This window comes from Streptomyces sp. NPDC050161 (assembly GCF_044460025.1).
In the GTDB taxonomy this organism is placed as follows: domain Bacteria; phylum Actinomycetota; class Actinomycetes; order Streptomycetales; family Streptomycetaceae; genus Streptomyces.
In genome coordinates, this window is sequence record NZ_JBITJM010000003.1 from 551,954 (window position 1) to 565,771 (window position 13,818).

General features: G+C 73.4%; 15 protein-coding genes. 8 read left to right on the forward strand and 7 right to left on the reverse strand.

Features of this window, described 5'->3' with window-relative positions; all coding sequences use genetic code 11:
* Window positions 1-7: 7 nt before the first annotated feature.
* Window positions 8-877 carry a LysR family transcriptional regulator gene (locus tag ACIBK8_RS07800; RefSeq protein WP_399040727.1) on the reverse strand — a complete coding sequence of 290 codons (870 nt, stop codon included), beginning with the start codon at window positions 875-877 and terminating at the stop codon, window positions 8-10.
* 140 nt (window positions 878-1,017) lie between these two features.
* Here ACIBK8_RS07800 and ACIBK8_RS07805 point away from each other — a divergent pair, with 140 nt between their 5' ends.
* A complete protein-coding gene (locus tag ACIBK8_RS07805) occupies window positions 1,018-1,854 on the forward strand; it encodes an EamA family transporter (RefSeq protein ID WP_399040766.1) in 837 nt (278 codons plus the stop codon).
* A 15-nt stretch (window positions 1,855-1,869) separates the two neighbouring features.
* On the opposite strand, the gene ACIBK8_RS07810 is transcribed toward ACIBK8_RS07805, so the two are convergent.
* Window positions 1,870-2,535: a chloramphenicol phosphotransferase CPT family protein gene (locus ACIBK8_RS07810; RefSeq protein ID WP_399040728.1), complete on the reverse strand. Its 666-nt coding sequence runs from the start codon at window positions 2,533-2,535 to the stop codon at window positions 1,870-1,872.
* A gap of 247 nt (window positions 2,536-2,782) precedes the next feature.
* Between ACIBK8_RS07810 and ACIBK8_RS07815 the strand changes: the two genes are divergently transcribed.
* Complete coding sequence (locus ACIBK8_RS07815) at window positions 2,783-3,598, forward strand: S1 family peptidase (protein WP_399040729.1); 816 nt, start codon at window positions 2,783-2,785, stop codon at window positions 3,596-3,598.
* 56 nt (window positions 3,599-3,654) lie between these two features.
* Here ACIBK8_RS07815 and ACIBK8_RS07820 read toward each other — a convergent pair whose 3' ends face one another.
* Window positions 3,655-4,176 (reverse strand): CGNR zinc finger domain-containing protein, encoded by a 522-nt coding sequence (locus ACIBK8_RS07820; protein WP_399040730.1) that lies wholly within the window; start codon window positions 4,174-4,176, stop codon window positions 3,655-3,657.
* Between the two features lie 25 nt (window positions 4,177-4,201).
* Between ACIBK8_RS07820 and ACIBK8_RS07825 the strand changes: the two genes are divergently transcribed.
* The 6 genes from ACIBK8_RS07825 (at window position 4,202) to ACIBK8_RS07850 (ending at window position 8,420) form a co-directional block, all read left to right on the forward strand.
* Complete coding sequence (locus ACIBK8_RS07825; RefSeq protein WP_399040731.1) at window positions 4,202-5,683, forward strand: MFS transporter; 1,482 nt, start codon at window positions 4,202-4,204, stop codon at window positions 5,681-5,683.
* A 75-nt stretch (window positions 5,684-5,758) separates the two neighbouring features.
* Window positions 5,759-6,034, forward strand: a complete 276-nt coding sequence (locus ACIBK8_RS07830) for a hypothetical protein (RefSeq protein ID WP_399040732.1) — start codon at window positions 5,759-5,761, stop codon at window positions 6,032-6,034.
* A 50-nt stretch (window positions 6,035-6,084) separates the two neighbouring features.
* On the forward strand, window positions 6,085-6,276 hold the full coding sequence (locus ACIBK8_RS07835) for a hypothetical protein (protein ID WP_399040767.1): 192 nt from the start codon (window positions 6,085-6,087) through the stop codon (window positions 6,274-6,276).
* Window positions 6,277-6,540: 264 nt separating this feature from the next.
* Window positions 6,541-6,750: a hypothetical protein gene (locus ACIBK8_RS07840; RefSeq protein ID WP_393681051.1), complete on the forward strand. Its 210-nt coding sequence runs from the start codon at window positions 6,541-6,543 to the stop codon at window positions 6,748-6,750.
* A gap of 38 nt (window positions 6,751-6,788) precedes the next feature.
* The gene (locus ACIBK8_RS07845; protein ID WP_399040733.1) at window positions 6,789-7,469 is read left to right on the forward strand and encodes a restriction endonuclease; all 681 of its coding nucleotides are present in this window, start codon (window positions 6,789-6,791) and stop codon (window positions 7,467-7,469) included.
* Window positions 7,470-7,589: 120 nt separating this feature from the next.
* Window positions 7,590-8,420: a polysaccharide deacetylase family protein gene (locus ACIBK8_RS07850; RefSeq protein ID WP_399040734.1), complete on the forward strand. Its 831-nt coding sequence runs from the start codon at window positions 7,590-7,592 to the stop codon at window positions 8,418-8,420.
* A 7-nt stretch (window positions 8,421-8,427) separates the two neighbouring features.
* Here ACIBK8_RS07850 and ACIBK8_RS07855 read toward each other — a convergent pair whose 3' ends face one another.
* Genes ACIBK8_RS07855 through ACIBK8_RS07870 form a run of 4 tightly spaced genes read right to left on the reverse strand, consistent with a single transcriptional unit; the run spans window position 8,428 to window position 13,417 of the window.
* Entirely contained in the window at window positions 8,428-9,132 is a 705-nt protein-coding gene (locus ACIBK8_RS07855) for an alpha/beta fold hydrolase (protein ID WP_399040735.1), read from the reverse strand.
* A 23-nt stretch (window positions 9,133-9,155) separates the two neighbouring features.
* A complete protein-coding gene (locus tag ACIBK8_RS07860) occupies window positions 9,156-10,286 on the reverse strand; it encodes a C45 family autoproteolytic acyltransferase/hydolase (RefSeq protein WP_399040736.1) in 1,131 nt (376 codons plus the stop codon).
* Window positions 10,283-11,917, reverse strand: coding sequence for an amidohydrolase (locus tag ACIBK8_RS07865; protein WP_399040738.1), 1,635 nt, complete (start codon window positions 11,915-11,917; stop codon window positions 10,283-10,285). Before ACIBK8_RS07865 ends, ACIBK8_RS07860 begins: the two co-directional genes overlap by 4 nt.
* 54 nt (window positions 11,918-11,971) lie before the next feature.
* Window positions 11,972-13,417 carry a purine-cytosine permease family protein gene (locus ACIBK8_RS07870; protein ID WP_399040739.1) on the reverse strand — a complete coding sequence of 482 codons (1,446 nt, stop codon included), beginning with the start codon at window positions 13,415-13,417 and terminating at the stop codon, window positions 11,972-11,974.
* Window positions 13,418-13,818: the final 401 nt, after the last annotated feature.

The window sequence follows — 13,818 nt, forward strand, 5'->3', positions numbered from 1 at the left end:
GCCGGTGTCAGGCGTCCTCGCGGTAGAGGTCGGCGAGCAGGGCCACGGCGGCGTGGGTGGCCGGGTGCGGATCGTGCCGGCGCCAGATGAGGCGGACGGGGACGGGATCGGCGTCGCGCACCGGGCGGTAGGCGATGCCGTCCCGGCGGTACTGGGCGGCGGTGGCCCGCGGGGTGACGCCGACGCAGCGGCCGGTGGCGATGGCGGCGAGCCAGTCGTCGATGTCGTGGGTGTACTCGACGGCGGGCCGGGCGCCTTCGGGCCACAGGTCCAAGGTGGTGGTGCCGGTGCGGCGGTCCACCACCAGGGTGCGCTCGCGGATCTCCTCCAGGCGGATGCTGCGGCGCCTGGTCCACGGGTCGTCGGACGCGAGGGCCAGACAGCGGTGCTCGTGGCCGACGAGGGCGTGGGCGTAGCGGCGGGTGTCGACGGCGGTGCGCAGGACGGCCAGGTCGCACAGGCCCTCGGCGAGACCGGCGGTGGGGGTGTTGTGGCGGATGAGATGGAGTGCGACGTCGGGGTAGCGGTCGTGCCAGCGGCGCTGGAACTCGGCGGTGTGGCGCCCCATCGAGGACCAGGCGTGGCCGATCCGCAGCCGGGTGTGTCCGGTGGTGGCCTGGCGGACCAGTTCCTCGGCGTCGGTGAGCAGATGGCGGGCGCGGGCGAGTACCTGCACACCTGCGGTGGTGGGGGTGAGGGCGCGGCTGGTGCGGTGCAGCAGCCGTACGCCGAGGATCCGCTCCAGGGCGAGCAGGGTGCGGGAGACCGCGGCCTGGGAGACGCCCAGCTCGATCGCGGCGTCGGTGAAGCTGCCCGTGTCGACGATCGTGACCAGGCAGCGCAGGTGCCGCAGTTCCAACTCCCGATGACCATCCATGCGTTCAGGGTATAGATGGCGCGTCGGATGCATTTTGCGCATGTGCCGGAGCGGCGGATGGTCTGGCCATGACACTCGAAGCTCGCGCAGACGTGACCGTGGCCGTCGTGCCGCAGACGACGTCACACCGGTGGTCCGGGATGGCCCTGATGGTGGGCAGTGGCCTGTCCAACCAGGTCGGGGCGTCGCTCGGGGCGCTCGCCTTCCCGGTCATCGGGCCTGTGGGTGTGGTGGCGGTGCGTCAATGGGTGGCCGCGGCGGTGCTGTTGGGCATCGGCCGGCCGAAGCTGCGTTCCTTCACCGCTGCGCAGTGGCGGCCGGTGCTGGGGCTGGCCGCGGTGTTCGCGACCATGAACCTGACGCTGTACACGGCGATCGACCGGATCGGGCTCGGCCTGGCGGTCACCCTGGAATTCCTGGGCCCGCTCACGGTGGCGCTGGTGAGTTCCCGCCGCCGCATCGACCTGGCCTGTGCGCTGGCCGGCGCCGCTGGTGTGGTGGTCCTCACCCGGCCCCGGCCCAGCACGGATTACCTCGGCATCGGCCTGGCCCTGCTCGCCGCCGTCTGCTGGGGCTGCTACATCCTGCTCAACCGCACCGTGGGCGAGCGCCTTCCCGGGCTTCAGGGGTCGGCCGCCGCCGCGTTCGTCTCCGGCCTGCTCTATCTGCCGGTCGGCGCCGTCGTCCTCCGGCTCCACCAGCCCACCGTCGGTGCCCTGGGGTGCGCGCTCGCCGCGGGTGTGCTGTCGTCCGCGGTGCCCTTCCTCGCCGATCTGCTCGCGCTGCGCCGGGTTCCCGCCCGCTTCTTCGGGGTCTTCATGAGCGTGAACCCGGTGTTCGCGTCGCTGGTCGGCCTGTTCGTGCTCGGCCAGCGCCTCCCCATGGCGTCATGGCTGGCCGTCGCCGTGATCGTCACCGCCAACGCCGTCGCGGTGGGCACCGCCACGCGCCGCTCCGAAGGGACGGCCGCAGGGTGAGGACGCTCGGCGCCGTCAAACGGGGCGCGGCTCCCGGGAGTTGTCCCCCGGCGCCGGCGGTTCGGCGCGCAACGTCACCGCGAGCCGCTCGAACGCGGTGGGCGCCGGTTGCCGCGGCAGGAAGGCGCTGATCTGCCGGGCGCAGTCCACCGCGGTGGCCGTGGCCGTATCGCATTCGATGTCGTACACGCCATGCGCATGCACCTGCTCGAACTGCCGGGCCGCCAGGCCCGCCGGGCGGTCGCCGCGCTCGCGTTCCCGCCGCTCCAGTTCCTCCAACGGGCACCGGACGCCGACCAGGACCACATCCCTGGCCGTGAAGAGCCCGAGGCAGTCGAGCAGCCGCCACGGTTCGCTCAGTACGTGATCCACCACCACGTTGTTGCCGGCCGCGGCCATCCCGGCGACGGCGCGGTGGAAGCCCATCCAGGTGCGTCGCAGGAGAAGCGGCAGCTCGTCGGGGGAGACCTCGCGGCGGGACCGCATCGCGTGGAAGGCGTCGACGGGCAGGTGGAAGTACGGCTCGTCCAGGGTGTGCAGCAACTCCCTCGCGATACTGGACTTCCCCGAACTGGACGTCCCGTTCAGGAAGATGATCCGCCCGCCGCTCCGTGCCTGCTCAGGACCGGCGTCGGACAGTGCCGGCTCGGGGATGCTGCTCTTCTCACCGGATCCGGGCATGGGCGGGCTCCTTCGCTGCTGGCGGTGGTATCCGCGCATCATGATCCCTGAGCCGGTTCGGCGGCGAGCCATCGGCTCGGCACACAGCTGGCTTCGCTGCGTCCGCGCGTACGCGCCGAGCCGCCGCCCACGGAACGCGGCATCGGGGGCTTTCCCCATGGTGCACCGGCCTGTTGCCCGGATGGATCGGCGGATCGTGGCCGCGCAGGCTGAGCGGGTCCGGAATCCCGATCGAAGGGACAGCTCTGTGTTCAGCCTGACCTGGGTGCACCGCCGTGCGGCGCGTGCCGTCGGCGTCGTCGTGCTGGTCGGCGCGGTGTGCGCCACCACGATGACCGGCAGCGCCGGGGCGATCGTCAACGGGGGGAATTCCCCGCAGCGTTACCCGTTCATGGCGACGGTCCCCGTGTCGGTTCCGCACGTGCGGGACGACGGTGTCTGCGGGGCGTCGCTGATCGATCCGCGGTGGGTGCTGACGGCGGCCCACTGCGTCGATCCGAAGCTGGTGAAGCCGGACGGCATCGTCCGTATCGGCAGCGCGCGGCGGACGTCAGGGGGCACGGTCCGGGCCATCGACGCGACCTTCACGCACCCGGGCTATGCGCTGGGCGGGCCCAACCGGAACGACGTCGCGCTGATCCGCCTGGACCGTCCGGTGAGCGAGCGGCCCATCCGGATCGCCGCACGGCCCGGACGGCCCGGCACACCGACCCGGCTGCTGGGCTTCGGCACCGTCGTCGACACGGAGGACCTCACCAAGGCGGTATTCCCTGACCGGCTCAGGCAACTCGACACCCGCCGGGGATCCGACGCCGAGTGCGCCCCCGGCTACGCGGGCAGGACCCGGCTGTGCACGGTCAGCCGGGTGCCGCACGCCATGGCCTGCTACGGGGACTCCGGCGGGCCGCAGATCCGGCGGGGCCACGGCGGGCGGTGGGAACTGATCGGGACCACATCGGGCCCCGGCGCCCCTGACCTGGCCTGCGCGGACGGGCCGGGACTCTACAGCAGCGTGCCCGCCTACGCCGGCTGGATCCGGAGGACGATCGCCCGGAACGGCTGATCCCGGCCACCCCGGGCGCATCCCGCCGCTCGGGGACCGGTCCGCCCGCGGGCGGTTCAGCCCGCCTTCCGGGCCCGGTGGCGGCGTACCGCGTCGCGGTTGGCGCAGCCGTGCGAGCAGTAGCGCTGCCGCCCGGCGCGGGTGAAGTCGGCGTAGGCGTGGGTGCATTCGGCCAGCGCGCAGCGGCCGAGGCGGTGCATGCCGAGGCCGGTCAGGTGCAGGGCGGTACCGACCGATGCGACGGCGCGCAGCACGCCGCCGATGCCGATGCCGTCCTCGCGGTAGTGGATGTGCCAGCCGCCGTCGGCGTGGTCGGTCAGCCGGGGGTGCGTCGAGGCGTCGGCGAGCAGCGCGTTGAGCAGCGCGGCGCGGTGCTCGTCGGTGTCGGCGTCGACGACCTCGGCCCAGCGGGGCAGGTAGTCCAGCACCTCGGCGAGGTCGTGGTCATCGACCGGCCGGTCGATGGCGAAGCCCGCGGCGACGCAGCGATCGGCCAGCTCGGCGGCGCTGCGCGGCGGGGTGTTGGTGAGCTGGGCCACAAACCGGACCGGGTCCTGCCCGTAAGGGTTCAACTGCATAAGACCATTACAGCAGGGTGAGCGCATGGACTCCCCACTGGCCGGCCCGCGCCCCGGCACCGTCGAACACCCCCTGCCGGGACGGCCCCCCGGCCCCCGGCGGGACCGCGGAAAGTGGCTGCCGCTGGTGGCCACCTGCCTCGGCACCTTCCTGCTGCTCGTCTACGCGACGATCGCGACCGTGGCCCTGCCCCGGATGGCCACGGACCTGCACGCCGACTTCGGCGCGCTCCAGTGGATCGTCGACGTCTACACCCTCGCGCTGGCCGGCCTCCTGCTGGGCATGGGCTCGCTCGGCGACAGCCTGGGCCGCAAGCGGCTCTACGTCATCGGGCTGAGCGTCTTCACACCCGCCACCCTCGCCTGCGGCCTGGCCCCGAACGTCCAGGTGCTCATCGTCGCCCGCGCCGTCCAAGGGCTCGCGGGCGCCGCGATGTTCGCCACCCTGCTGCCGCTGATCGGCCTCACCTACAGCGGCGACGACCGGGCCAAGGCGTTCGCCGTCTGGGGCGCGGTGGCGGGCGCGGCGGCCGGAGTGGGAAACGTCGCCGGCGGCATGCTCACCCAGTTCCTGTCCTGGCAGTGGATCTTCTACGGCGCGGTCCCGGTCTGCGCCGCCACCCTCGCCCTGTCCGTCAAGGTGCTGGCCCACGACGCCGGGAGGCCCGCCCGCATCGACTGGCCGGGCATCTCCGCCTTCACCCTGGCCGCCGTCGGCCTCACCTTCGGCTTCCTCCGCGGCGGTGAAAAGGGCTGGTCGGACCCCTCGACGCTGCTGGGCTTCGCCGTCGGCGGCGCGCTGCTGGCCGCCTTCGTCCTCATCGAGCGGACCACGGACACCCCGATGATCCCGCCGGCACTGTTCCGCAAGCCCGCCTTCGACGGCATGCTCATCGCCTCCTGCGGCTACTACCTGGCCGCCTTCGGCTTCCTCCCGGTGCTCTCCCTGTGGCTCCAGAACGGCGCCGGACTCAGCTCCCTCGGCACCGCCCTGGTCCTCACCGTGCAACCGGCCGCCTTCTTCGCCACCTCCGCCCTCGCCGGCCGCACCCTGCACCGCATGCCTGCCCGCTGGACCATCGGCGGCGGCACGGTCGTCGTCGGCCTCGGCAACCTGGCCCTGCTCGCGGTGGGCCCCGGCTCCTCCTGGCCGGCCCTGCTCCCAGGACTCGTCGTCACCGGGGTGGGGGCCGGCCTGGTCTCACCGGTCCTGCCCGCGGTCGCCATGTCCTGCGCGCCACCGGCCCACAGCGGTGTCGCCGCAGCCGCGGCCAACAGCGCCCGCCAACTCGGCCTCGCCCTGGGCATCGCCCTGCTCGGCACCGTCTTCCACCAGTACGTCCCGGGCACGGGCGCAGGCACCTCGCACGCCCGGTACGCCACGGCCCTGCACGCGGTCTTCCTGCTCGCCGCGGCCCTCGCACTGGCCGGGGGAGCGGCGGCGATATGGCTGCTCGGCCACCGGTCGGCGACGGCCGGCGACGCGGCGGGCAGGGGCCGTCCGTAGCCGCGCGCCCGCCCCGTCAACTCCCGGGCACGGCGGCGCGATGCGGGCGTAGCGTACGGAGGCAAGGAGGTCATCATGGACGCCACCCTCAAGACCGTCATCGGCGGCCGGCTCGTGGAGCTTCCCGGCACCATCGCGGCCATCCGCGACACCATGGACGCCGGCCGCGCCGCCGAGTTCGACCGCGACATCGCGCACGTCCCCGCACCCGAACTCCCCACCGCCCTCGTGCGCTGGGCCCTGGCCGCCACCGGCGCCGACGACGAGGACGAGGAACTCTTCGAGCGCCTGGCACGCGACGAGGACATCGGCGCCACCGGCACCGGCGGCTCCCGCCCGGAGCCGATGTGAGCCGCTGCCGCGTCCAGTACGCCCCGCCCGCCGACCAGGCACGCCACGCGATGCCCCGCACCCTGAAGAACGCCTTCGACACCGGGATGCAGAGCCTGGCGTCCGATCCGTACGGCCATGAATCCGCCCCGGTCAAGGCCGACGACGACCGCCGCGAGGCCACCGTCCGAGGCGTCGTCGTCCGCTACTACGTCAGCGCCACGGTGCTGACCGTCACCGTCGTCCGCGTCGTCTACATCTGAGACAGCTGAGAAATCCCGCTGCCCGGAAGGGAGTCGGGCACGCGGCGCCGGACGGACCGCCGCGGCCCTTGGCTGCTTTCGTGCGGCCGTCCGGACTGCCGTCGCATACCCGTTCACCTGCGGAATCCGGCCACCGGCAGGCTTTCTGCCAATCACCGGCAACTCCGCCGCGGCGCCGCCCGGCTCCGGCTACACAAGAGGGCCGAAGGGGCGTCCCCGCCGTGCGGGCGCGGACGCCCGTGGTCCGACGGGAGGTCAGGACGCTTGCTGACGATCAACTTGGCGGTACTGCTCGCCGTCATCGTGTTCCTGCGGCTGCGCCGCCGCACGCAGTCCAGGAGCCGGCGGGACGAGAAGCTGACCGTCGTCATCGTGCTGGCACTCGGGGTGCTGATCGCCCCGACGGCGGTGGGGCACGGAATCCTGGACTTCCTGACGCAGCTCGCGCACGGCATCTCGGGCGCCGGCCAGTGAGGCCGCCGCGCGGACCGGGCACCGCACCCGGGCGACGCATGGCCACACCGGCACGACGCCGCCGCACCGGCGGCACCCGCCGCCCCGCCACCGGGCCCCGGCGCCGCACCGCCCGCCGCCGTACGCGTGAGGCCGCCGGCCAGCGCGCCATCGGCGCCGTCCTCATCCTGGTGACCGTCCTCGCCGCGATCCGCGAATTCCCCGTCACCACCGGCATCGTGGCGGCCCTGGCCCTGGCCGCCGCCGTCCTCGTCCGCCGCGTCCGCACCGGCCGCATCCGCCTGCCGCTGCTCCGTACCACCGGCCGCGCGGACTTCACCCACAGCATCGCCGCCTACCAGCACATGACCGGTACGCAGTTCGAGCACGCCATCGCCGACCTCGCCCGTCGCGACCCCGCCGTCCGCTCCGCCACCGTCGCCGGCGGCGCCAACGACCGTGCCCTGGACGTCCTCGTCCAGCTCGCCGACGGCCGCCGCATCGCCGTCCAGTGCAAGCGCTACGCCCCGTCGCACCGTGTCGGAGCGCCCGTCATCTATGCCGTGAACGGCACCTACCGCGCCTACCACCGCTGCGATCACGCCCTCATCGTCACCACCAGCGCCTTCACCCAGGACGCCCAGCGCGCCAACGCCGAACTCGACCACCCCCTGCGCCTGGTCGACGGCCGCGCTCTCGGCCGCTGGGTCTCGGGCGGCCGACCGCCCTGGAGTACGTGACGCCTGCGGCCCCTCGGGCCACCGGCCCGGCAACCACGCCCGTGAACCCCGGTGCGGCGGCGGGGTGTTCGCCCGGCCGCCGAGGCCGTGTCATTCCGTGAACCGGCGCGTTGGCCAGGTATGAACCGATGCATCCTCCGCTGCCTGGTCGCCGTCGCGCTTACCGTCGCGGGGACCGCAGCCGTACCGGCCGGCGGCCCCGCGCGGACCGCACCGAGCGCCGCGGTGACGGACTCCCCGGCAGCGGCCCGGCCTGCCGCCCTGCCGCCCACGCACGGGGCTCCGGGGCCGGTGGAAGAACTCTTCGGCTCCGAGATCCGGCGGATGCCCACCACCCGGCGGGTGGTCGCGCTGACGTTCAACGCGGCGTGGGACGAGACCGGCGTGGCCGCGGCGCTGGCCGTGCTGCGCGAGCGGGGGGAACCGGCCACCTTCTTCCTCACCGGCAGGTTCGCCGCACACCATCCGGCGGCGGCGCGGGCGATGGCCGCCGAGCACGGCGTCGCCAACCACTCGTACGGCCACCCCCGGTTCGGCGCTCTCACCACACGGGAGGTCTCGGAGGAGGTGCTGCGGGCGGACCGGGCGATCCGCCGGGCGAGCGGGGCGACGCCGCTGCCGTTCTTCCGCTTCCCCTACAGCGCCACCACGCCGCGGGGCATCGCCGACGTCAACGCGCTGGGCTTCGCCGACATCGAGTTCACCGCCGACACCAACGGCTATCTCGGGACGGCCCGCGGCATGACCGTCCGGAAGGCGGTCGACCGGGCCATGGACGGCCTGACACCCGGCGAGATCATCCAGATGCACGTCGGGACGCCCGACGGACACGGGCCCGCCCTGGACGTGCTGGCGCTGCCGCGCCTCATCGACGCCGTCCACGCCCGGGGATACCGCATCGCCGACCTGCGCTCCATGGTCGGGAAAGGGCTTTCGACAGACGTGAGTTGACCTCCCGTCACACCGTCGAGACCCCGGCCGGGTCCGCGTCTCCCAGCATCGCGCAGATGGCGGCGGCCACCTCGTCGGGGCGCGAGATCTGGGAGAAGTGGCCGGCGTTCAGCTCGGTGACCGTGGAGTGCGTCCGTTCGGCCAGCCACCGCTGGAGCCCGGGGTCGAAGATCTGGTCGTCGGCGGAGATCACGTAGGCACACGGCAGGTCGTGCCAGGCGCCGGGCCCCGAGGGGGTGGCGAAGCACGTGAGGTGGGTCGGCCGCTGGGACGCTGCCAGCGCCTTGACCGTCGCCTCCGGGAGGTCGGGGCCGAACGCTTCCCCGCAGAGGCCGGGGTCGAGGGTCGTCCAGCCGTCCTCGCCGAACCGGATCGCGGCGCGGCCACGGCGCTCCCCGCCGTGGCTGTTGAGCGTGACGCTGCTCTCGGCCGCGTCGGGCGCGTAGGCCGCGACGAAGACCAGCGCGGTGACCTGGGCGCTCCGATGCGCGACCGCGGATATCACCACGCCGCCGTAGGAGTGCCCGACCAGCGTCACCGGCCCGTCGACGGTCGCCAACTGCTGCCTGGTCCACGCGAGGTCCGCTTCCAGAGAGGTCATCGGCAGCCGCACGGCCAGTACCCGGTGCCCCTGGTCCTGGAGGGCGGCCGTCACTCCGTCCCAGACCGACTCGTCGCCCCAGGCCCCGTGCACCAACACGACGTTCGCCACTGCTGCCTCCAGGTTTCCTCTGGTCAAGTGGCGGTCCCGTGACCGCCGTTGTCCTGGGCGTGAAGGTACCGCCAGGGGCGGGTGCCGGCGTCCGCCGGGGTGCCGTCCAGGATGCGGGCGGTGCGGGAAGCGGGTTCGAGGACGACCGTGGCGAGGCTCGCCCACCGCTGCCCTTCGGGGAGGCTCATGTCGGGGAGGCAGGTGAGGGCGGCCTCGTCCGCACCCGACACGAGGAAGGGGACGAGTTCGTCGGCGGACCGGGGCGGGGCGGTGTCCGTGAGGCGCTTGCGGAGGAGCGTGTAGCGGTTGCCGGAGTCCGGCTGGTAGAGCCAGGTCTTCTCGTTGGCCGCCGGGACCGGGGTGAGGAAGTGGTTGGTGCGCACGAGCGTGCCGTTGTCGGGTTCGAGCGCGAAGACGCCGTCGGGGCTCAGGTCGAGGAGCACGGCGTCGGTGGTGTCGAAGAGCGTGAACGAGCCCGAAGAGGCGATCGGGGCGCTGCGGACGATCTCGACGGCCTCCGCCACGCTGCCGGCCTCTTCGAGGACGACGGCGGCGAGGACGTGCACGGGGATGCCGCCGGCGCCGTCCTCGCGGTGGCCGAGGATGTTGAAGTGCAGTGCCAGACCTGCGCTGTTGACGCCGATCTTGGCGAGGATGCCGTGCTCGGTGAGGCCGACGACGTCGTGGGTGCCGCCGCGGGATTCCAGGGTGTGCCAGAACGGGCTGAGTTCGACGTGCCAGTCCCAGGTCTGGATGCCGAAGGTGCGCGGGGCGCCGTCGGCGGCGTCCTCGGTCCTGCGGACGAGCGTCGAGCACTCGCCGGGCGGGACGGTGGCGCTGCGGGCGAGGATTTCGGTGCGGGCGTTGAGCGCGGCGATCCGCAGCACGTCGACACCGGCGCCGTGGGCGATGCCTTCGATCTGGGCCCGCGCGTGCGGCCGGAACCCGCCGATCGTGTCGAGGGTGCGCTCGGCGTCGTCGCGCACCTGCTGCGGACTGATGCCACCGATCCGGAAGAAACGGTCGTACCCGGCGATTCCTCCGGCGAGTACGTCGCGCAGCTGTTCCCCGCGGGCGACCCCGCGGGCGAAGGGGTCGGGCGAGGCGACCGCGATGTGGAGGCGGTCGGCGGGGCGGTCGATCCGGGTGCTCACGAGCGTCCTCCGGTGGTGGTGTGGCGGTACAGGGCGCCCCCGACGGACGTGGCGAGGACGGTGTTGGCGGCTTGCGCTTCGGGGCTCAGGTGCAGGGGGTTCGCGGCGAAGACGGTGAAGTCCGCGAGGTATCCGGGCTCGACGCGGCCGAGCTCGCCCGGCCGGCCGGCGGCTTCGGCTGTGGCCCGGGTCATCCCCGCGTACGCCTCCCGCGCGGTGAGGGCCTGCTCCGGTTGCACGGGCGGCGTCCCGGGGGCTTCGACGGGGCGGCGCAACTGGCAGTCGGCCAGCGCGATGCGCGGGTCGCCGGGGCCGATGGGCCAGTCCGAGCCGAGCGCGACGACCGCGCCGTGGCGGAGCAGGTCGCGGGTGCGCCAGCCGTGGGCGGCCCGCTCGGGGCCGATGCGCTGCGACCAGTTGTCGTTGCCGTCCGCGCGGGTGTGCCGGGTGCCGTGCACGGGCTGGAGGCTTGCGACGACGCCGAGTTCGGCGAAGCGGCCGACGAGGTCGTCGGGCAGCGACTCGACGTGCTCGATGCGGTGCGGGCCCTGGGCGACCGGTCCCGCTGCGGCGATGACGTCGAGGGCGACCCGGACGGCCTGGTCGCCGATGGCGTGGGTGGCGCTTGTGATGCCGCGCCGCGCGAAATAGCGCACGGCGTTCCGGTACGCGTCCACGTCGTGCCACAGCGAGGTGTCGTTCTCGCCGTGGCTGTCGGGCCGGTCGAACCAGGCCGTCCCGTTGTCCGCGGTGCCGTCGAGCATGAACTTGACACCCTCGACCCGCCAGCGCCTGCCGTGCGTCCCCTGGAGTTCGGCGACCGCCTGCCAGACGTCGGGGCCCGAGTCGGCGGGGACGAGCGGCGAACAGCGGATGCGCAGCGGCAGTTCGCCGTCCGCCTCGATCGCGCGGTACACCTGTTCGCTGGGGTCGGTGAAGTCCATCGCGTGCAGCCCGGTGAGGCCGCAGCCCGCCAGGGTCTCCAACTGCCGCAGGACGTATCCGGCGGCGGTGGCGACCGGGACCTCGGGGTAGTGCGCGAAGACCAGGTCCATCGCCTGGAGTTCGACGACGTAGCCGGTGGGCCTGCCGTCCGCGCCGACCTCGACGGATGACGTGTCGCCGAACGTCTCGCGCCCGGTCAGACCGGCGAGTTCCACGACCCGCGGGCTCACCACGAGGGCGTGCGCGTCCCGGGTCATCAAGGAGACGGCGCGTCCGGGAAAGCGTTCCCCGAGCACCGCGCCGCTCGGCGGGCCGGGGAAATGGTTCAGGTCGAGGTCGTATCCCGTGACCCAGGCGTCGTCCGGGCGGCCTTGCAGCGCGTCCGCCACGGTGGCGAGCACCGCCTCCAGGCTGCCGGCGCCGGACAGGTCGATGCCGCTGCCGACCTCGATCGACCCCCACACCGGGTGCGCGTGCGCGTCGGTCAGGCCGGGCAGCAGCACGCCGCCCGGGAAGTCGTGCAGTGCGGTCGCGGGCCCGCGCAGGGACACGGCCACCTCTTCGCCGCAGACGGCGATGATGCGCCCGTCGCGCACCGCAACGACCTGCGACGCGGAATGCGCGGGGCCGGGGGCGTCGTCGAGGGTCTCGACGTGCGCCACGCGGACAAGGGCATCGGCATGCATGAACGGCCTTCTTCTCGTAAGGGTCTCGTAGGGACAGGGAGTCGGTGAGTGTGGTCAGGTGCCCGGCGCGGTGATCACCGAGCGGCGCCGGGTGCGGCCCAGCATCCAGTAGACAGCCGCGGAGACCACCAGACCTCCGACGAGGGACAGGTTCGCGCCACCGAACAGCGAGGAGACCGGCCCCGTCCAGAAGCTCGTGCTGACACACAGCACCCCGGCGGCGGCACCGGCGAGGAACGCCGCCACACCGGCCCGGTTCACTCCCGCGTCGTACCAGAACGGGCCGCCGCGCCGCGCGTCGAGCAGTTGCCTGCCGTCGTAGCGGTTGCGGCAGATGCAGATGTCGGCGACGTAGACGCCGACGGACGGCCCGGTCACCACCACGACGAGCTCCAGCATGGTGTTCACGCTGGTCAGGAAGTCGAACACGAGGAGGGCGTAGAGCGTCATCGTGGTGGCCAGCACGCCGATGACGAGTACGGCGGTGACCCGGCCCAGGCGCACGCCGATCGACTGGAGGGTGAGGCCCGCGCTGTACGCGGTCAGCCCGTTGTTGGCCACGGTGTTGAGGACGACCGCGATGACGAACACCGGGACGAACCAGCCCGGCAGGATCTTCTCCAGCGCCGCCTGCGGGTCGCTCATGTCGAGGGTGGTGGCGGCGAGTGCACCGATGCCGGTGAAGAGCACGCTCGGCAGGAAGGCCCCGAGCGCGGTCCATCCTGCCACCGCCAACGGCTTGCTGCCGCGCGGCAAGTAGCGTGCGAGATCAGGGCTGTTGCTGTACGAGAGCGGGGTGGAGGCGATCAGCGCGAAGCCGCCGGCCAGCGCCACCCGGAGCGGGCCGCCGTGCAGCGGCTCAGCGGGGTGGTACGACCAGTCGGTGTGCCCCAGCACGTATCCGCCGACCACCACGAACACGACGGTGAGCGCGACGCTCAGCACGGCGTAGAGCCGCACGATCGTGGCGTGCCCGTACACGCTGACCACGAGGGTGGCCGCGGCGATCCCGCAGATGATCACGGCATCGAGCAGCGGGCTCTCCGGTGCTCCGATGCGCCCGGCCAGGCCGATCCCGGCGACCGAGGCGGCGGACCAGTTGAGCGCCAGATACGCTGCGGAGATCAGCCACCCGGTGAGCGCGATGACGGCCTTGTTCCCGACGATCCCGTACATCGCACGGGAGATGACCGAGCCCGTCGTGCCGGCGGCCGGTCCGCTGACGGCCAGGACACCGGTCAGCCCCCACAGCAGGTTGCCGGCCACGATGACCGCCAGGGCCTGACCGAGCGTGAGCCCCATGAGGATCAGGGCGCCGCCCACCACCAGGCTCAGATAGCTCACGTTGGGCGCCGCCCACACCGGGAAGAGCTGCCGGGGCCGGCCGTGACGCTCATCGTCGGGGATGTGGTCGATGCCGTGGGCCTCCAGCTGACCGGCCTGGTCAGCGGCCACGCCCGCACCGATGCCCGCGGTGTCCGTCAGGTCTTCGGTCGCCATCGCGTCCTCCCGGGAAGCAGCGGAGCCTGCCGGGCCCCAGCACTATTGGCTGTGTGCTCAATAGGGGGGATCCAATAGCGCCAGGACATGCGGCGTCAAGGGTTTGCCGACCGGCCCGTGCAACACGACGGAATCCGTTGCGCCGGGGTGGAGCCGGGGCCTGTCGTCGAACTCCCGCCGTCCGCCCGCAGGGTCGGGGCACCTCCCGGACGGGGCCTGGGGGAGGGAGTTCGCCGACAGGCCCCAGGGCGCTCCCCCTCCGCGGAGATCCGTCAGAAGCGCCCTGGACGCCGGGGGGGGGGGGCCCCCCCGGGGGGGGGCGGGGGGGGGCGGGGCCCCCCCCGGGGGGGGGCCGCCGGGCCGGGGGGGGGGGGGGCGGGGGGGCGCCCGGGGGGGTGGCG